Origin of the sequence: Pedobacter sp. MC2016-05, assembly GCF_026239735.1 — a bacterium.
Lineage (GTDB): Bacteria > Bacteroidota > Bacteroidia > Sphingobacteriales > Sphingobacteriaceae > Pedobacter.
Genome location: NZ_JAPIVT010000024.1, coordinates 17380 through 36006 on the forward strand (window position 1 = coordinate 17380; position 18627 = coordinate 36006).

General features: G+C 42.7%; 17 protein-coding genes. 8 read left to right on the forward strand and 9 right to left on the reverse strand.

Translation table 11 applies throughout. The annotated features are described in order from the left end of the window. The first annotated feature begins 4 nt into the window (after positions 1–4). Together OQZ33_RS21500 and OQZ33_RS21505 are read left to right on the forward strand one after the other, a co-directional pair. Positions 5–3211: a SusC/RagA family TonB-linked outer membrane protein gene (locus OQZ33_RS21500; protein ID WP_265801511.1), complete on the forward strand. Its 3207-nt coding sequence runs from the start codon at positions 5–7 to the stop codon at positions 3209–3211. A gap of 10 nt (positions 3212–3221) precedes the next feature. Beyond that, positions 3222–4562, forward strand: a complete 1341-nt coding sequence (locus tag OQZ33_RS21505; RefSeq protein WP_265801513.1) for a RagB/SusD family nutrient uptake outer membrane protein — start codon at positions 3222–3224, stop codon at positions 4560–4562. A gap of 49 nt (positions 4563–4611) precedes the next feature. Here OQZ33_RS21505 and OQZ33_RS21510 read toward each other — a convergent pair whose 3' ends face one another. The 3 genes from OQZ33_RS21510 to OQZ33_RS21520 form a co-directional block, all read right to left on the reverse strand. After that, positions 4612–5049, reverse strand: a complete 438-nt coding sequence (locus OQZ33_RS21510) for a hypothetical protein (RefSeq protein WP_265801515.1) — start codon at positions 5047–5049, stop codon at positions 4612–4614. A gap of 60 nt (positions 5050–5109) precedes the next feature. Continuing rightward, positions 5110–5556 carry a MauE/DoxX family redox-associated membrane protein gene (locus OQZ33_RS21515; protein WP_265801517.1) on the reverse strand — a complete coding sequence of 149 codons (447 nt, stop codon included), beginning with the start codon at positions 5554–5556 and terminating at the stop codon, positions 5110–5112. Between the two features lie 98 nt (positions 5557–5654). After that, positions 5655–6236, reverse strand: a complete 582-nt coding sequence (locus OQZ33_RS21520) for a Crp/Fnr family transcriptional regulator (RefSeq protein ID WP_265801518.1) — start codon at positions 6234–6236, stop codon at positions 5655–5657. 177 nt (positions 6237–6413) lie between these two features. On the opposite strand from OQZ33_RS21520, the gene OQZ33_RS21525 reads away from it, so the two are divergent. After that, positions 6414–6797 carry a hypothetical protein gene (locus OQZ33_RS21525; protein WP_265801519.1) on the forward strand — a complete coding sequence of 128 codons (384 nt, stop codon included), beginning with the start codon at positions 6414–6416 and terminating at the stop codon, positions 6795–6797. On the opposite strand, the gene OQZ33_RS21530 is transcribed toward OQZ33_RS21525, so the two are convergent. Further along, complete coding sequence (locus OQZ33_RS21530; RefSeq protein ID WP_265801520.1) at positions 6787–7944, reverse strand: hypothetical protein; 1158 nt, start codon at positions 7942–7944, stop codon at positions 6787–6789. The genes OQZ33_RS21525 and OQZ33_RS21530 overlap by 11 nt on opposite strands. Before the next feature lie 503 nt (positions 7945–8447). On the opposite strand from OQZ33_RS21530, the gene OQZ33_RS21535 reads away from it, so the two are divergent. Then, complete coding sequence (locus OQZ33_RS21535; protein ID WP_265801521.1) at positions 8448–8726, forward strand: helix-turn-helix domain-containing protein; 279 nt, start codon at positions 8448–8450, stop codon at positions 8724–8726. 358 nt (positions 8727–9084) lie between these two features. Here OQZ33_RS21535 and OQZ33_RS21540 read toward each other — a convergent pair whose 3' ends face one another. The 3 genes from OQZ33_RS21540 to OQZ33_RS21550 form a co-directional block, all read right to left on the reverse strand. Further along, entirely contained in the window at positions 9085–9678 is a 594-nt protein-coding gene (locus OQZ33_RS21540; RefSeq protein WP_265801523.1) for a hypothetical protein, read from the reverse strand. A 39-nt stretch (positions 9679–9717) separates the two neighbouring features. Beyond that, on the reverse strand, positions 9718–10485 hold the full coding sequence (locus OQZ33_RS21545) for a hypothetical protein (RefSeq protein ID WP_265801525.1): 768 nt from the start codon (positions 10483–10485) through the stop codon (positions 9718–9720). Between the two features lie 965 nt (positions 10486–11450). Further along, a complete protein-coding gene (locus OQZ33_RS21550; RefSeq protein ID WP_265801526.1) occupies positions 11451–12221 on the reverse strand; it encodes a LuxR C-terminal-related transcriptional regulator in 771 nt (256 codons plus the stop codon). 489 nt (positions 12222–12710) lie between these two features. On the opposite strand from OQZ33_RS21550, the gene OQZ33_RS21555 reads away from it, so the two are divergent. Beyond that, the gene (locus OQZ33_RS21555) at positions 12711–13349 is read left to right on the forward strand and encodes a type IV toxin-antitoxin system AbiEi family antitoxin domain-containing protein (protein WP_265801528.1); all 639 of its coding nucleotides are present in this window, start codon (positions 12711–12713) and stop codon (positions 13347–13349) included. After that, on the forward strand, positions 13346–14200 hold the full coding sequence (locus tag OQZ33_RS21560) for a nucleotidyl transferase AbiEii/AbiGii toxin family protein (RefSeq protein WP_265801530.1): 855 nt from the start codon (positions 13346–13348) through the stop codon (positions 14198–14200). Before OQZ33_RS21555 ends, OQZ33_RS21560 begins: the two co-directional genes overlap by 4 nt. Before the next feature lie 557 nt (positions 14201–14757). On the opposite strand, the gene OQZ33_RS21565 is transcribed toward OQZ33_RS21560, so the two are convergent. Beyond that, a complete protein-coding gene (locus OQZ33_RS21565) occupies positions 14758–14961 on the reverse strand; it encodes a hypothetical protein (RefSeq protein ID WP_265801531.1) in 204 nt (67 codons plus the stop codon). Between the two features lie 574 nt (positions 14962–15535). Between OQZ33_RS21565 and OQZ33_RS21570 the strand changes: the two genes are divergently transcribed. After that, positions 15536–16666: a Gfo/Idh/MocA family oxidoreductase gene (locus OQZ33_RS21570; RefSeq protein ID WP_265801532.1), complete on the forward strand. Its 1131-nt coding sequence runs from the start codon at positions 15536–15538 to the stop codon at positions 16664–16666. Positions 16667–16990: 324 nt separating this feature from the next. Then, positions 16991–17698: an SMUG2 DNA glycosylase family protein gene (locus tag OQZ33_RS21575; protein WP_265801533.1), complete on the forward strand. Its 708-nt coding sequence runs from the start codon at positions 16991–16993 to the stop codon at positions 17696–17698. 507 nt (positions 17699–18205) lie between these two features. Here OQZ33_RS21575 and OQZ33_RS21580 read toward each other — a convergent pair. After that, positions 18206–18565, reverse strand: a complete 360-nt coding sequence (locus OQZ33_RS21580) for an AI-2E family transporter (protein ID WP_322975117.1) — start codon at positions 18563–18565, stop codon at positions 18206–18208. Between the last annotated feature and the right edge of the window lie 62 nt (positions 18566–18627).

Sequence of the window (18627 nt, forward strand, 5' to 3'; positions counted from 1 at the left end):
AAGGATGAAATATATTTATATATCAATAGTGATTGTGATGCTGCTTGTGGGGCATGCTTTTGCGCAGCAAATGGTTATGGGTAGGATCTTGAATGCCGGGGACAGTGCAGCTGTGGGGAATGCTTCGGTAAGGGTTTCCGGGGCGGACGGGTTCAGCCGTTCGGTGATGGCGGGGGAAGATGGTAGCTTTTCGCTTTCGCTTGGTGAGGGAAGCTATAAGGTGATGGTGTCTTCGGTCGGTTATGCTGCTTTTGAGAGAAGCATTTCGGTTCCTTTATCGGGAACGTTGATCATAACGCTGAGCCGGGCGGAGAATCAGCTGGAGAACATGACGGTGAGTACGGGCTATCAGGTTCTGGACAGGACGCGGTCAACGGGTTCTTTTTCGAAAGTGAGCAGTGCGCAGCTCAACCAGCAGGTGGGCAGGAATGTGCTGGACAGGCTGGAGGCGATAGGCAATGGGCTTTCTGTTGACCGGGCTACGAGTTCGGGCGGAAGGATTATGATACGTGGGCTCAGTACGATCCGCGGTCCGAAGGAGCCTTTGGTGATTGTGGATGATGTGGCCTATGCGGGGGATCTGGGGAATATCAATCCGGATGATGTGGAAAGTATTACGGTGCTGAAGGATGCTTCGGCGGCTTCGATCTGGGGCGCCAGGGCCGGGAACGGGGTGATTGTGATTACGACCAAAAAAGCTGGCTGGAATGCGCCGTTGGGCATTGATTTCAATGCTACGGTGAGCCTGGTCGGAAAGCCTGACCTGGGTTATGAGCAGCGGATGGGTTCTGCTGATTTTTTGGGGGTGGAGGAGTTTTTGTTTGCAAAGGGCTTTTACAATAGCCAGATCAGTTCGGTTCAGAAGCCGCCGTTGACGCCTTATGTGGAATCATTGGTTTTGAATGCGGCGGGGCAGCTTTCTGCTGCTGAACTGGCGGAGGTGAGGGCGAGGTATTCGGGCTTTGATGTCTATGATGATTTCGACAGGTATGTATACCGGAATGGGGTGAACCAGCAGTATTCCCTTCGCCTCTCTGGTGGTGGTGAAAGAAATATGTGGTCGCTTTCTTCGGGTTTTAACCGCAATAAGGATAATTTAGGGATGGCCGATGAGCGTTCGACGCTGAGGTTCTCCAATACTTTTAAGCTCACCCGGATTCTGCAGCTCAGCAGTATTTTGACTTATTCTGGTGCGAAGGTGAAGCGCGGCCGGCAGGGGATCGGTGAAATTGTGAGTTATTCAGGGCTTTATCCTTACGCGAGGTTTGCAGATGAGGCGGGGAATCCCTTGTCGATCACCAAGATGTACCGGCAGACTTTTTTATCGTCTCCTGCGACCTCCAGGCTGCTGGACTGGTCTTACTTTCCATTATCGGATTATTTACATACGGATAATACCACTAAGCTGACGGATTTGAATGCAAACCTGGAGCTGAGTTACCGGCTGCCTTTTGGCCTGAAAGCAAGCCTGCGCTATAATGTTGAGCAGCAGCGGTCTTCTTCTCAGGTGCTCCAGGGACAGGAATCTTTTTATACCCGGGACTATATCAATTCCTTTACGCAGGTTCCCGCCTCGGGGACTACAGTGGTTTATCCGGTTCCGATGGGTGCGATACTGGACAGCGATGAAGGGGTACTGAATTCGCAGCAGTACCGCGGACAACTGGATTATAACAGGAGCTGGAAAAATCACCAGATTTCAGCCCTTGTGGGTTATGAATGGAGAAGGGCGGTGAGTGAAAGTGCTTCTTCCAGGGTTTATGGGCTGGATACGGATAAACTGAATACCGGTCTGGTGGATTATACCCGGACGTATCCAAATTTTGTGAATGGGTCGAACAGCTTTATCCTGAATGGGGATGGATTTGACCTGAAGCGGAACAATTTTGTTTCCCAGTTTGCCAATGTATCCTACACCTTTAGGGATGCCTACACGGTTTCGGCGAGTGCGAGGGCGGATGCATCCAATGTTTTTGGCATTTCCACCAATAACAGGTGGAAGCCGCTGTCCTCTGTTGGTCTGGCCTGGGAGCTGACCAGGATGCCTTTTTTTAAAGCGGGTTTCGTTGATTTTTTAAAACTGAGGTCAACTTACGGGTTGAGCGGCAATGTGGACCCGAGTATGGTGGGCGTGAATACGATCCGTTTTCCGGGGAGTAATGCATTTACGCAGTCTCCTTATGCGGTTTTTGATAAGTTCAGCAATCCTGACCTTCGCTGGGAGACGGTGAGGATGTTTAACCTCGCTACGGATTTTACTTTGTTTGGATCAAGGCTTTCGGGCAGTGTGGAGTATTATGCAAAACGGGCGGATGATCTTTTTGGTTTGTATCCCGTGGATTACACGACCGGGATCGGGGCTACGGTGATCAAGAATGTGGCCAAGATCAAAGGGTCGGGATTAGATGTGCAGCTCAACAGCAAGAATATCTCCGGGAGTTTCAACTGGCAGTCGACGCTTAATTTTTCAACCAACCGGGATGAGGTGGTGACTTATTATTTGCTGACCAGGAGTGCCAATAGTTTCGTGCAGTCGGGTGCTGCTGTGTCGGGAATTGAGGGTTTGCCGGTTTATTCTGTTTTTTCCTATAAATGGGGCGGGCTTGATCCGCTTACCGGAGATCCTTTGGGGATCGTCAATGGCGGGTTGAGCAAGGATTATAACCTGATCACCGGTTCGGGGACGACAGTGGAAGATTTAAAATTCCATGGGTCTGCTTTGCCCAGGTACTTTGGTAACCTGGTCAATAATTTCAGCTTTCGGGGGCTGACGCTTTCGTTGAGTCTGAGTTTTAAGTTTGATTATTATTTCAGGAGAAAAAGCATTGAATACGGTACTATGTTCAGTTCCTGGCAGGGGCATGCTGATTTTCAGCAGCGCTGGCAGTCGCCTGGTGATGAGTTGGTGACCAGCGTGCCTTCCATGGTTTTCCCGAACAGTTCTTCCCGGGAAGCTTTTTACAAATTTTCTGAGGTCCTGGTGGAAAGGGGTGACCACATCCGGATACAATACATCAACCTGGACTATGCGTTTGGGAAAAGTTTGACTGCTAAGCTCAGGATAAAGTCTTTGAACCTATTTGCCAATGCATCAAACCTGGGCATTATTTACCGGGCCAATAAAAGTGGGCTGGACCCGGAATATGTCACCAATAGTTTTAACCTTCCCCCGGGCAGGCTCTTTTCTTTTGGTTTGAGAACTTCACTTTAATTCCTTTATTATGAAAAAACTACATGTGCTTTTATTGCTGATATCGTTGATTGGGTTATCTGGCTGTAAGAAAATCTTGGAGGAGAAATCCGACCAGAAACTGGCCATTCCATCCACTTTAGCTGACTTTCAGGCTTTGATGGACAATTTTACTTTACTCAATGGCGTGGACCACACTTCACTGGAAGTGAGTGCCGATGATTACAGTCTGTCTGATGCTGATTTCACAGCAATCTCCAGCGAAGCTTACCGCCGGATGTACCGGTGGGAAAAGGGTTATCTCTTTAATCCTTCCTTTAACGAATGGCAGACGGCTTATAGGGCGGTCTACCACTGCGGAAGTGTGGTGGAAGGGCTTGAGCAGTCGGAGCTGAACAGGGATGCTGCTTTTAATAATGTAATGGGACAGGCCCTGGTCTTCCGCTCCAAGTTCCTGATGCAGGCGATGGCGGTTTGGGGGAAATCCTTTTTAATCTCGTCGGGCAATGACATCGGGGTTCCCTTGAGGCCAAGCCTGAATTTCAATGAACCTACGGTACGTGCAAGTTTGAAGGAGGGCTACGACAAGGTGATTACAGACCTGAAACATGGGGCATCCCTTTTGCCTGCAAGGTCTTTACACCCTTACCGGCCTTCCAAAGCGGCTGCCTTTGGGCTGCTCGCAAGGGCAATGTTGTATACCGGGAATTACCGGGAAGGGGCACTGTATGCGGATTCCTGTATCAAAATGGCTGATCCGCTCCTTGATTATAATAAGCTGAACAGCGCTGACCGCTATCCCTTTGCCCTGTTTAATCCCGAGGTGATATTTGATATCTACGTGGCCCCGGGAACCCCGGTCGCCAGTTCAAGGGCGCGGATCGACCCGCAACTTATCGGCCTATACAAGACGAATGATCTGAGGAAGGGCTTGTTTTTTACGCAGACCGGAAGTTATTATTTTTTCAAGGGGACTTATCACCAGCCTTCGCATTTCTTTGGCATAGCCACGGATGAGATGTATCTGATTTTATCGGAGTGCCTGATCAGGACAGGGCAGGTGCAGGCCGGTCTTGCGGCGCTGGATAAATTGCTGGTGAACCGCTTTCGGACGGGGACTTACATTCCGGTAGTGTTGAATGATGCAAAAGCGGCGCTGGACCTTGTTTTGCAGGAGCGTAGAAAGGAACTGGTGATGAGGGGTTTGAGGTGGATGGATCTGAAAAGGCTGAATGCGGAGGGTGCTGGTATTGAGATCTCAAGGACCATCAACGGAGAACGGGTAGTTCTTGCGCCGAATGATCCCAGGTATGCCTTGCCGATTCCCGAGGATATTATTGAGCTAACGGGGATTCCCCAAAATGAACGCTAAGGCATTAAACTTTACAGCAGGGAAATTTCCTGCTGTAAAGTTTTGGAATTTATTGTGCCGCTCTGCGGGCTGCTGCTGCAGCGTCAATGGCCGGGGCAGAATCTCCATAAGTGGAAACAAAATAGTCATGTAGCTCTGCCTGGGTATCTACACTTTCCGGGGTGAGGATATAACATGGCAACTGATCATCCGAGCCACATTCGGTGGGGCTTGGTGCAGACATGGAATATTTTGTTTGATCGTTTGCCTGTCCTGTGGAAGTTCCCAGAAAGTTCCATTGAACATCTGCTCTGTTTTTTGGTGCATTTTTAAATGCACTGGTGGTAATGGTTAAGCCGAACCCCAGTACCAGGGCTGCAAGGCCAATGTTGATGTTTTTTAACATGGTGTTTGCTGCTTTGTTTCGTGAAAAAGCAACTGAAAAATTTTTAGTTAAGGATCTGGATGCACCGCCCCTGTTTATCCAGATAGGTTGATTTTTTATCATCGGGCGGATATGATTGGTGGCTTGCGGGAAAACCTGGTTTTACGGCAGGCAGGAGGGGTCTTAAGGGGTCACAGCTACCTCCTTTCCTTTTTTGCGGGTGAACAATAGGTAAATCACTAAAAATAAAAACAATATGTTTATGACTAGGTGCGCTTTCCAGCTCAGTGCGGATATGATACCCCCACAGCTACATGGTGCTTTACTGAGGTATCCGGCCACAACGATATATACATAGATGGTGAAGATCGCCATCAGCAGCAGGGATAAGTAAAGCCCGGGCGTTCTGAAAGATTTAAAGGCGAGCGAAACTGCGGCCGCTATTTCCAATATAGGGATACCTATAGCTATGGCTATTGCCGATGGGCTGGGAAAGATTCTTTCCAGCTGGTTTTGAAAATCAGTGTGATCAATGATCTTGGACAGTCCGGTATAGCTCCAAAGCAGGATCAGCAGGGCATATCCCAGGGTGATCAGGTTTCTTCGTAGATTTAAGATGGCTGGCTTCATATCTGAAATTTTAGATGAAGTTCCGCCAATTGGTGCTGGTTATTTCTACCCAATGGTGACTTAATGACTGCCGGATTTGTTTTTGAGGGTGATTTAAATTACTTTCTTCTGGGTCTGCCGCGTAGCCTGCTGAGCGTTTTAGGATCGATGCCTAAATAACTGGCTATTTTTTTCTGCTCACAAACCAGTGAGATATGTGCATATTCCTTCAGGAACTTTTCATATCGTTCGTAGGAGTCGTAGAGGGATAGCTGGAGCTGATGATTCAGTAAGGTTTGGTTGAGTGTCCGGTTCAGGTCATTCTGGATATTGGGAAATTCAGGAAATAATCTAAAAAGATTGGCGATATGGTCATCGGGCAGCATCATGATCTCGCTTTCCTCCAGAAATTCAAGATATAGTGTACTTTCCGCTAAGAGATGTAAGTTTCGCTCCAGGCCCGGGAAACTGTTTTCCTGAAAGAAGAGTAAGGTCTGTTCCTGGTATTCCTCACCTTTCAGGAATAGCCTTGCGCTGCCTTGGGAGATTAGGCTGGTGATATTGAGCCCGCTCTGATTTAGGGGCAGGATCTGTTTTGCGGGGAAAGGCTGTGCGGTGATCACATAGTTGATATAGGCGGCCAGGCCCGCTGATATGGCGGTATCTTTTCCGAGCTGGTGGAGGTAGTTTTCTTTTTCCATAATCTTTTTGGGTCAAAGAAAGCTTCTTTTTCGATCTTGTCAAGTTGCTGATCTGGCCACCGCTTGCAACCCCCGATGCTTTGTTGTTTTTGGTTAAAAAAAGATTGGTAAAAGGTATATATTTGCCTCATGATGTAAGAATAGAAGTAATAAATAAAATATTGTAGCAATAGCTATTTGACTGTTTCAGAAAACCGCAAAATTTCAAACAACACAGGAAGAATAGATTGGTTGCCTACGCTATGCGTGGGTGCCTTTCTGCCTTGTGTTGTGGGTCTTTGCGGTCCCTCTGAAGCGGGCGATAGGTCAACCCGCGCTTTTTTTATGGAAGAAAATCTGCAAGATCCGGTTTCGGAGTTTTTAAATATGGCCATTACGGACCTGGCGGTCAGTGAGGGTTTTATGCTGCGCAGCAAGCTCATGGGATTCAGCACTATCGGAGAGATTGTGAAGGCGAATTTAGTTGAGGTTTCAGCTAAGGAGGATTATTCCCAGAGATGGTATTTTGAATTGGTCAGTATTCTGGACCGTCGCGGACTCCTTCATCTCATCAGCCGTTAGCCTGGATTTTTTGCTGTGCCCGGGCCAGCATTTCTGCGAGCTTTGCGGTCACTTTTGCCATATCTTCGCGTGAGTTCGCATAGTAGGCGTTTTTAAAGCTTTTCTCTGAAATGTGGCTGGTCTCTTTGGTGCTGTAATGCCCCACAACATACTCATGTACTTTTTTTGGTTTGTCTTCCAGGATGATCCCGCATTCAACCTGAAGGTGGATGAATAGGGCCAGCTCTTTAACTGACAATGATGTTTTGAACGAAGACTGTAGATTTCCTGGGTCACTGAGTTCGCTGGCCATCTTTTGCAGCTTTTCCATATGGGTAATTTCGGCCTGTAGAAAATCAATAAGGGATTGTTTCAGTGGCGGAAGTGTTGGGTAGAATGAGTTACCGCTATGACAGATGAGCTGCTTGATTCTTTTTTCCATCCACAACAGTTCTGCATAGCTTGATGAAAGGTCTGGCAGGCGGTCCCGTTCCCTGATAATGGAGATGCAGCAATAGCTAAACAATCGGGGACAATTGTAGTCATGTCTGATCAGCACGTGAAGGTATTGTTCTTCAATGTACTGTGGCTGAGATTTACTGTGTTCCAGCAGTTCACCTGTCAGGCGATGCAGGTGGAGAAGCTGCATATGACTGGTCTTTATCTCAGATAAATGTTGATGGGAGAGGCCGGATCTGAGCAGTTCAAACACATCATTTCCCGTTTCTCTGTTTAGATTGGCCTGGATCTCGCTAAGCGTGGACCTGACTTTGTCGCCTTCTGTCTTCAATTCAAACTGACATAGGGGATGGCTGGTATCGAAATAACCGGGAAAATATTTTTTTATCGATACGCCAAGTGTGTAAAGGTGGATTTCAAATTCTTTTAACAGTGCTGTTTTTTTTAAGGCATTTGGTTCAGTTTTGATACCGCTTTTTGCTAGTCGTTGATGGATGCTGTTCTGAAGTATGGTCAGGGAGTACTGATGGCGGGTGATCATGGATCGGAGCGCATCATCGGATAGTTTGGAGTGTTGCAATAGCGTGAGCACACGCTCGCATTCCATCCGCACTTCCTCAAGAACTTTGGTACTTATTTCTTCAGGATCGGCGGCCGAGTGTTCAGTGGTATGATAAAGTTCGTATAAAGGATCAAGTGCATAATCCATAAGTTCAGGGGTTGCGTTGACACTGAATTTAGTATTTAATCCTTTTATCTGTTCCGAAATTACGTGATTTGGGTTTTGACTTACGCAAGAAGACTGTTGAGTTAGACACAATCTGAACTAGTCTATGGTTTGGTTGATGCTTTCCGCAATAGCTTCCGGTTTTAACCTCGCTGTCGGATCTTTACGCAGGTGGGTTTTCTATCCAAATAATATATGTTGTTGTGATTAAACAGTTGATATATAGGTATATTTTGCTGTTCTTTTCTGGGTTGAAGGTCTGGCGTTCGATTGCTGATTGGATTTCAGCCCATCAGCATTTAAAGGTTGCTTCACCTGGCAACCTTGTAGCAACTTGACGGGCGTTTCTGTTTCTTTTTTATTTGTGGTAAAATTTTGCTGTCGTGTTTTGGTGAATGTTTCATCATCCTGATCCGGAATTTGCCGTTCAAACTGCTGCAAAAAGAAACTGAGTTCAAGGATTAACTTTTAAATCTTGTTGTTTCATGAATAAGATAGATGCGCTTTTGGATATCCTGTCCAAGATATACCACCTTCTGGTGCTGGTTTACAATAGTAAATACCATGGAGAACTGAAGTTTGATGAGGATCCACAGATGAACCGTCAGGAAGTAAAGGACTATTTGGGAATCAGTGAAAGTACCTATAAACGTATGGTAAAACAGGGGAGGCTAAAGCCGATGAAACTTCCTGGTGGGGATAAGTTTTATAAGAGCAAATTATTGTCTGAATATAAAGAAAGCAAAAGAAGGGGAAGGATTTAATTAAGCTATTAGAATATCTCTGAACAATGTGTGGGTATGGCAGGAACGGCCAGTCATTCCATATTTAACTGTCATCCTATTTGGCTTTAGAGTGACAGTAACGGATTAAATTGGCCGTTTTGGTCTTTCGGACTTTTTCCTGACGGACTTATGGAAATAAATTGCTCAATTTGATGCAAAGATCAAAGCTTCTGGAGCATAGACTTGGGATGCAAATATTTTTCGATCCCTTATTTCGGGGGATTACGGTTTTAAGCCTACCAACGCATATGGATAATGTTTGATCTTCCGGAAGCTTTGAATTGAGGATAAACTTCACAATGCACAATAGATATGGAATATTTTTCCAACGCTACGCCTATAAAATGATATCGTCTTCTATTTCCAGCATCCGTGTTAGACCAGTCCCATCCAGATTACAGGTGTAGATGTAATGTATGCTACGGTTGTTCTGGTTTTCTGCTCCAAAAATAATTTTAGTTGCAGTGCGCTTTAATCCAACATCGAAGGGCTCTATTGATATCCCGCCTGGCAGGGCGATAGGGATAGGTCTGTTTGCGCTGCCATCCATATTCATGATCCAGATCTCGGGTTTGTCATTTGTACCATGTTCCTTGCAGTAAATAAAGTTTGTAAAATCCGGAGCTGTGATTTTACCGTCTTTGTCGATGACTATGGTTTTTCCGTCTACCATCACATAACCTAAACCTGTAGTCGATGCGATTGGTGATTGTGGTGCGAAAATAGTAGGGGTGGATGAAATTTTTCCTTCTTTATCAATTGTTATACTTGTTCCATCTACCATCACTCCCCCCAGTGTAGTTTTTGAGGCAACCGGCAATATATAGTTGGCAATTTGTGCAACAACATCTTTCCGGCAGCTCAGCTGAACAAGGAGTAAGGAGAAGGCGAATGCCGTTAGCACCACTGTACTTCGTAGGATTTTTTTCATGACATTTGTTTTTAGTGATTTGCTGTTGAGGTTTAAAGATTACAAAGTGAAGCTTAATTTGAATTGTAAATTGCTGGTTTTAATTTTTTCTTTACCGAAGGTAGTGCCCGTCTCGCTGTCATAGGCTTCAAAGTTACTTTTCACTTTTCCCGAAATGTAGTCAATTGATAGTCCAATTGCTTTCCGGCGTAGAGTGATTCCAATGCTGGTTTCCAAACCATAAGCCAGTCGGTTTTTTATGCTTTCAGCGTCATAGTCCTCATCAGAGGATGTCCCGGACTCATTTATAAAATAGAAGCTTCGTCCATTTCCGCTCATTTCATTTTCTGAATATCCAAAATCAAAGAAACGAACCGTTGGAGCTAACTGAAGGCGAACGTCAATTAAAAACTTTTCGACCAGATTGAAAGAAATAGTCGGTCCGAGTTTAGTTGAGACAGCAGCAGCGGTCATCGAATCTTCGACATAGGCTTCTGGTGTTCCGGATGCGGCCGCATAAGCTTCCCACTTTTCCATTTTATTATAGTTCAGCGATAGAATAGTCCAGTCCAGTCCGTAATTTATTAGACCGTTTTTTTTTCTGTCTTTGAAATAATAGATGTGGCCGAATTCCAGCACGTATCCAGGTCCTGCTCCATATCGGCCATCAAATATGTTTTCTTTCGGTGTTAAGGAATAGTCAAGTTTATTGCCCAGTTTATTTGTTCCCATTCTAAAATACCCCTTGCGAAACGGAGATCGCTCCTGAGCGGATACATTGAGGGTAAAGCCTATGGAGAGAGCAATAAAAAGAATTGTGATTTTCATGATTTTGATTACGTTAATTGATTTATAGATGAGATCTTATGGTTTCAAATCTATCAACTACTAGATGGATTACCTATACCCATCAATGGGTATTTTTTACGACATACGTCTAATGGAAAAGTTGGTTCAAACATTTTTCTGTACCAAGTTCATGACCTTAAAGTGCCACGCAATAGGAATGTATTTATGGAATAGAACGAGAGTAAGTATGCTAGAGAACTTTAATTGCAAAATCATTCACAGTTGTAGGTATTGTTTGTTTCGATGGGCTAGGAAATTTGCCTAGATATCTCGGGGAAGATAAACTGAATGAAAAAGAGGACATGATAAAATACTTGGTGCCCGTAGGAATATAGTAATATCCTTACTTTCCAATACAATTTCCATCTCGTGGCTATTAAGAGCAAAAATATGTTCGAGAATACGGCAGCAATTATGGCAAAAGTATTTGTGGGAACCCCAATGATGATCTCATGTCCTACTTTAACAGGGTCTGCGATTTTTGCGCTGGACAAAGCATCAAATGAAAATTTCTATTAGAATGAACTTCGGAGTTAAAGATCGGTACTATTTATTTGTTGCCATATTGTTGTATAAGCATAATTCTGTTTAGCTATTTCTTCTTTCTATTGTGAATAGGATGTTGGCTTGAAAGCTTTGCCTAACCAATGATTTTTCATTGGGGATATTGTTGATTTTTTCGACTTGATAGCTGGTGATGGCTTGGATATTTGTTCTCTTTACTGACAACTTCATTCAGGACTAAGACCTGTTGTCGTTACTGCTTTCAAGATCAGACGATAATGATTTGATATTGGTCCAGCTTGCTTTTTTTTCGGCTGTAGAAAAAGCGAATTAAATATGCTCCAGGAGTATCTTATTGTCTTGGTGTTTTTTAATATTAATATTGTCAGCAACCAAGGAAAGGTTTACCGAGAATAAAGTAAGAATATGAGCTCGGTCGCCTATCTGTTCTCTCTTAAGCACTTCAGAGCAAGTTCATTCATGTTACGGCTATTGGTCTTTGCCAGAATGTTTCTTCTGTGTGTATCTACAGTTAGTTTACTGATGAATAAATATTCAGCAATTTCATTGCTGGTTTTCCCCTCTAATATTGAAGAAAGCACTTCACTTTCACGCTTTGTGAGTTCCGGGATATTGTAGTCAGCTTCATATGTACGATGTGAAGTCAGGATATTCTTATAGCTAGGCTCTCCTTCCAAACCAATAAACGAAAGAGAAGATCCATTTTCTCTCTTAAGGTTACTGATATCTGTGTGAACACCCAATACTCGTATTACTCCACCTACTTCATTTGTCTGAACAGTAGTGACCTGATGCAATAGGCGAACATAATCTCCCATTTTATTTCTTACGCGAAAGTCATAGTTCACCTTGTATTTCATTGTTTTTTCTGCCGGTAGCCTGCTGAAAAAATCCTGTACCTTTTTTTCAAATTCACAGAAATAAATCAAATCATTGGGATGCATACTCCTAAACATCAATTCAACACTAAACTCGTTCTGCATATAGCCCAAGACTGATGTCATCCGGTCACTCACATACTCCATTTGTGCGCTTGGTATATGTAGTATGTAATAGTAAAAGTCACCTGGATGAAAAATATCGATCAATCTACGATGGATTTCCATTTCCAGATTGACATGATCGGGGGTAGGGTTTTTCGAAAGCTGATGCCAGATCTTTTTGATTTCTGTAAGGCGTACTTTAGCCATTTTAAACTGAGTAATTTACTAAATATAATGTTTTTTAAGACACCTCGTTGTCTTTCTGTAATTTAAAACTTTTTCAGCAGAACATTATACAATACCTCGAAGTATGATCTGGGGCTGAAACTAAAAAATTAACGATTGGGCGCGATATTTTCTCTCTTTATCGTAGCTGATGAATCTATGAAAGTGGATAAACCAGAGTAGATTAAAACCACCTCAACGGTACTAAAATCTTGTTAAGTTTTGCTTGTTTGTATGTGAGCAAAGCAGCAGAAGGGGTCAGCCCAATTGGTTGTCTACTCTGGGATAAAAATATCTCTCTTGTAAACTATAAAAGGACAAGGGTGATATCTGGAGATTAACATTCCTGTATAACTATCAGTTGATAATAGGAAAAAATCCGTTTTTTAAATATTTATTTGTCCATTTTAATTGATAATAATTTGTATTTAATCGGAAAAAATCCGATTTTAGATGTAAATATTAACACTTATGAATTTTAGAAATTCAGTAAAGGCTTTTACAAACGCGCCTTTGAATAGATTAGTTATATTGGATATGCTCAAGGATTACAAAAGACCTAATGACAAAATTAGTGAATTGATAAAACATGGTGATCTGATTCAGCTAAAAAAAGGTTTATATGTTCCTGGGGTCAGCTTAGATGTGGCGGGCCCGGAACTTTTCGTGATCGCAAACCATTTGTGGGGACCCAGTTACGTATCGCTTGAGTCTGCGATGTCATACTGGGGGCTGATCCCTGAGCGGGTTTATCAGGTTAGCTCTATTACACTCAAGCTTTCAAAGAAGTACAAAACGCCAAAAGGAACATTTAGCTATCGCGCTATGCCCTTCCCATACTATAGTTTCGGAACCTTAAGTATAGAACTGTCTCCTGGACAGGTGGCGGTTATCGCAACACCGGAAAAAGCTTTGTGTGATAAAATAATCACTACCTCAGGACTTATTTTAAGAAGTAGGGCCCAAACGCTCAGTTTTTTACTGGATGATCTGCGAATGGATCGGGCATTGCTTGAGAAGTTTGATCTTAAAGCGCTCAGTTTATGGATTAAGGATGCGCCTAAGAATGAGAGTTTAAGAATACTGGTTAAAACACTTGAGAAGATATGATCAAAGAATGGATTGCAGAGTACAATCCGCAAAATACGGAGGAAGTACTTTCAGCACTACGGGAAATTATGCAGGATGTTGCCTTGGCGGGTCTCTCACGAACAAATTTTTTCGAGAATGCAGCTTTTTATGGCGGAACGGCGCTTCGTATATTTTACGGGCTGGACCGATTTTCTGAAGATCTGGATTTTTCATTATTGGAAGCGGATCCGGATTTTTCTCTTGAACCCTTCTTTAATGCTATTGTAACTGAATTCGAATCCATCGGCATGAAAGTTAGTATCCGGGAAAAGGACAAAAAGCAAAAAACAAATATTGATTCGGCTTTTCTGAAATCTGAAACAGAATGGAAAGAACTGGTACTGGAGGATATTGTAAAACAGGCCGGTATAAAATCTACGAATAGATCTATGAAGATTAAAATTGAAGTGGATCGTCAACCGCCTCTGGGATTTACGACGGAAATGAAATTGCTAACACGCCCGTTCTCTTTTTATGTGAGGTGTTTTGACAGACCAAGTTTATTCGCCGGGAAAATGCATGCACTTTTGTTCCGTAAATGGATAAACAGAGTTAAAGGCAGAGACTGGTATGATCTGGAGTGGTATATAAAAAAAGGAATTCCGCTCGACCTAAATCATTTTGCAAAGCGTGCTAAAGATACTGGCGACTGGAAGGAGGATGAACTAAAGGAAAAAGATGTGTTGCACATGTTGAAAGAGAAGTTTAGCACTGTCTCATTTGAAAATGTAAAGGAAGATGTCAGACCATTTATTAAAGATGACAGAATACTGGAAATCTGGAGTGCGCAATACTTCATGGATCTGTTGGACAGGATGAAATTTCAATAGCTGGCGATGAATCTGTATTTAAATTTTTGGCAAGGGCAATTTGGACAAAAAATGGTCGTCGTTCCGCATTTAAACTGTCACCCCGTTTCGCCGAAATGCCCAGCCCATCACGTTGATAGGTTTGTATAGCCTGAATATGAACAGACAACCTGGGCAGCAATGAAAGGCAAGACGGCACCTAACCGTATCTATGCAGTGGCATGGGGTATTGTTGAGTTGATGCCAGATGTGGCTAAAACGAAAGCCAATTTGATTTTGCTTAGGTAAGATTGTTTTGTTAATTGTTTTAAGCTCATTGAAAAGCGCCCCATCTATTTCATCAATCCTCCAAATAAAGGATCACTCAGATCTACGAAATCCAGCTCTTATCATTTTCCAAATGGTACACTCCATTTATCGTAAAAAGATATAGATTTCAGAGTATTGGCAGGATTTGTCTGGTTTGAAACTTTACATATCCCGGTCATAAATTTGACCAGAATATACCAACTCCAGGCATCAACCCAAAAAACGCCCAGCCTTCTCAAACTGGACGCCAATTAACCACGGAAAAATGGTTATTGTTTGTTTTCTGTGCCAGCATCGGCCGGTGCGTTGGTGGTTTTATCATGAGTAGTGTCGGCACTCAATGAATCTTGACCTGTTGTACTATCAGTATATTGGTTCATTTCGTCAGCATTCTTCTCATCCGCCTGTTTACCATTGCATGCACTTAGTGCCAGACCTAGTGCAACAGTTAATATAAAAAGTTTCGTTTTCATAGTGTAAGGAGTTGTTGTAAGAATACAATCCGTTTAAAACAATAATGTTTTGATTGCTTATCACCTTAGCCAAATAAATTGAAGCAATTATCGCCCGAGGTGTTTAGGCTATTCTTGTTTGGTGGAATTACTACACTTACGGATCTTCTTTCGACACCTGCTGATTAATAGAAATGATTCAAGCTGATCCATATAGGGAAATTATGGTAGATACCGACATTATTGATTCAACTAGGAATGAGGAGGTAATGGTAACCGATTTGAGAAGTCACCCGCATCACTTCAACCATTGAAAAGAATATTATAGATCGGGCTGCTCAAATGGCTGCTGGTGTATGGGTGGATGACCATGCTTTTGCAGAAATGGCAATTGAGCCAACGCTTTATGATATGTTTAAGTTGCATACGGTTAAATCCAATAAGCTGGAATAAATATTTTTATGTTCTTCATCTATTCACTTACAATCGGGGTTCCTATCCACACACTTTATCTACCGTATATCTACGAAAGGTAAAACCAATTGCGCACAACACTGGTTAGAATATAGTAATACAACTGATCACGCATTTGCACATGGAAAACTATAGAATAGGAATAATTGGTTACGGTGGATTCGGAAAGTTTCTTCACCATTGGTTTGATAAGATGGAAAATACAAAGGTTGTTGCCATCGCTGAAACCGGTCAGCGCACCCACGATATTCCTGGCTGCAAGGTTTACTATGATTGGAAAGAGCTGCTCGGCGATCCGAACATCGATATTGTTAGTATTGTTACTCCACCGGGCTTACATGCGGAGATGGCATGCGAAGCAATGAAGGCAGGCAAACATGTATTACTCGAAAAACCAGTAGCCATAACAGAAGAGACGGCAGAGGAAATTCTTAAAGTACAGAAAGAAACCGGCAAAATCATCACTGTAAATCACATGATCCGGTATAATAGCATCATGCAAAAAGTTAAAGAACTGGGTGAAAGTGGTGCCTTTGGAGAATTGAGGCATGTTGTGGTGAATAATTATGCCCAGGATGAGGCCTTGCCGATAGAACACTGGTTCTGGGATGAAGAGATGTCCGGTGGCATCTTGGTGGAACATGGTGTACATTTTTTTGATATTGTCAATTCACTGACCAAACAGAATTTTCAGCAGGTATTTGGGGCTTCACATCACCGGAACAGTAAGCAGCGCGACCGGGTAGCGGCTATGGTTGTATATGATGATGGGTTGATGGGCAGTTATTATCATGCTTTCTCGGGACCGGGAATGTTTGAACAGACCACTATACAACTTGCATATGACCTGGCGAGAATAGAAATTGAAGGCTGGATGCCCCTGAAAGGAAAAATACACGCAATGGTGAACAATAAGACCAAGGCAGAAATCAGTGAGCTACCGGGTTGGACAATCCAAAAAAGTGAGTCATTGGAATCATCAGAAGACATGTCGAGACCTGAGGGATGGGGTAGCGTTGAGAACAGCAATGATACAGCCACCAGACTTTTTGGTGGAATTGCTTATCCCATAGATGAAGTGATTAGGGGTACTTTTGAAATTAATCAATCTAAAGGCGAGGTGTATGGGAAGTGTGTGCAATCTATATTGAGTGATCTGATACAAAGAATAGAGAATAAGGACCATAAACTTAAGGTAACCATAGAAGATGGTGTTTTAGCCTTGAAAATTGCACTTTTAGCCTCTGGATAAGTTCAGGTTCTCTTTTTAGTGGTTGAGCTGATCTAAGCTGTATCTACCCTTTATATCCATGTTAATATGTTGTTTTGAACAGGGACTAGAAGAAACAGGTTCGTATTGAACGCGGTAGTAAATTACAGGCTATCTTATTTTTATGGAATTAATCTGGAGGTTTAGCTAGCGTGAACAAACTCATATGGGAGTTTAGGGTCGGGGTGTTTCTGTCTAGAATGACGACTTCACCAATATTTTCCACATCTTAATATAAGTTCATATTCTTAGGATACACGCTTCTGATTGTTTTAACCGTTTTAATGGGAAATGTTATATTAAAAAATGAAGTTAAAGGATTTCGGAGAGCGGGTTATAGATTTCAATTGTCAGTTGCATTATTCGGGTGAACTTCCTGAAGGTTTCCATGTGCTTAATCCTTATTTCGATAATGCAGAAACGATAGAGGTCATGAAGAAATTTTATCGTAGGTTTTATGGGGATTTTAATACCCGAAAATTTATTGTCGGAATAAATCCGAGTCGAAAGGGGGCTGGTGTAACCGGCGTCCCTTTTACGGATACCAAAAGATTGGATAGCGTTTGTGGCATCGGGATGCATTCCGCTCATACTCACGAAATATCTTCCGTATTTATGTATGACATGATTGCGCAGTTTGGCGGGGCTGATCAGTTTTACAGTCAGTTTTATATCAATTCCCCCTTTCCCTTAGCTATTGTTAAGCTAACCAAAGAAAAGAGATGGGTTAATGCCAACTATTATGATGAGCCTGCATTGTTTGAGCAGCTCAAAGGATTTATGATTTCCAGTTTGAAGCAACACATCGATATGGGCTTAGATGTGTCCGAGGTTTTTGTGCTTGGCAAGAAAAACGCTTTCTTTATAGAAAAGCTGAACAGAGAAGCAAAACTATTCGAGCGCTTAACGGTATTGGAACATCCAAGATTTATTCAGCAGTACAAATCAAAAGAAAAGCAGCTATATATCGATAAATATATCCTTAGTTTATTGGGGAATGGTGAGGATAACTAATAAAGCTAACATATAGTGGTGAGTATGAAAGAGAGATGAGCCTATTTAATGGTTAACCTTGTCTTTGTGCGAGATTATCCTGTGCTGATTTGCTGTAAGAGTAGACGAGAGCCAGCCGTTAGGCTAGGCAATGATTTAGTGGCCCGGAAAGTGAGGATCATCTCGCTTGCGCTTAAGTCTCAATCCTAATTTAGATGATTTTATTTTAATGCACATGACTCACGAATGTTTTGATATTCGGAAATCAGGACCCAATATCCTGTTTCAAGAATCAATGGATTTGGCAAGTCTTTTCAGTAGAACAAGGGAAAGCCCGGTCGGCGAAATCCTAAATCTGATAAACCGGATTGATGAATGCTTAAGCGCTAAATTTCAGATTTTACGGAAAAGAAGATGGAATGCTAATGTGTGGATATACCAATACCTTTGACCCCTTCTCGCCAATTTAAAAATATGCATTCAGTCAAAAGCTTACAACAAATCTATTCCTGGTGAGACGGGGTCAATCTACTCCGGTTTATCCACTTTTATCATAGCTGCTAAGGGTGTGGCCAACAGTGCACCGATCAGACCGAATGCTGCCGCTCCGGCAAGAAGCATATACAGATTCGACATAGGATGGATGTTCATTGTGGAAGATGTTAATTTGGCCATTAAAAAGTCTGATATAAGTTCATTAAGTATTAAAAAAAAAATCATACACAATAGTGCTGTCATTCCACTGACTGATAATGCAACAAGCGTAGGAGGAATGGCCATAATATAGAATCCTTGTGATCGGTAATTAAAAATACAGGATTTTTCGTAACCGAGAATACAGAGAAATTGGCAAGAATGATGTCGAGAAATTGGCAAGAATAAATACATAGTTCACCTTTTGGGGCAAAGCCCCAAAAGATTAGAACACCCTTGTGCTTCACCACAAAATA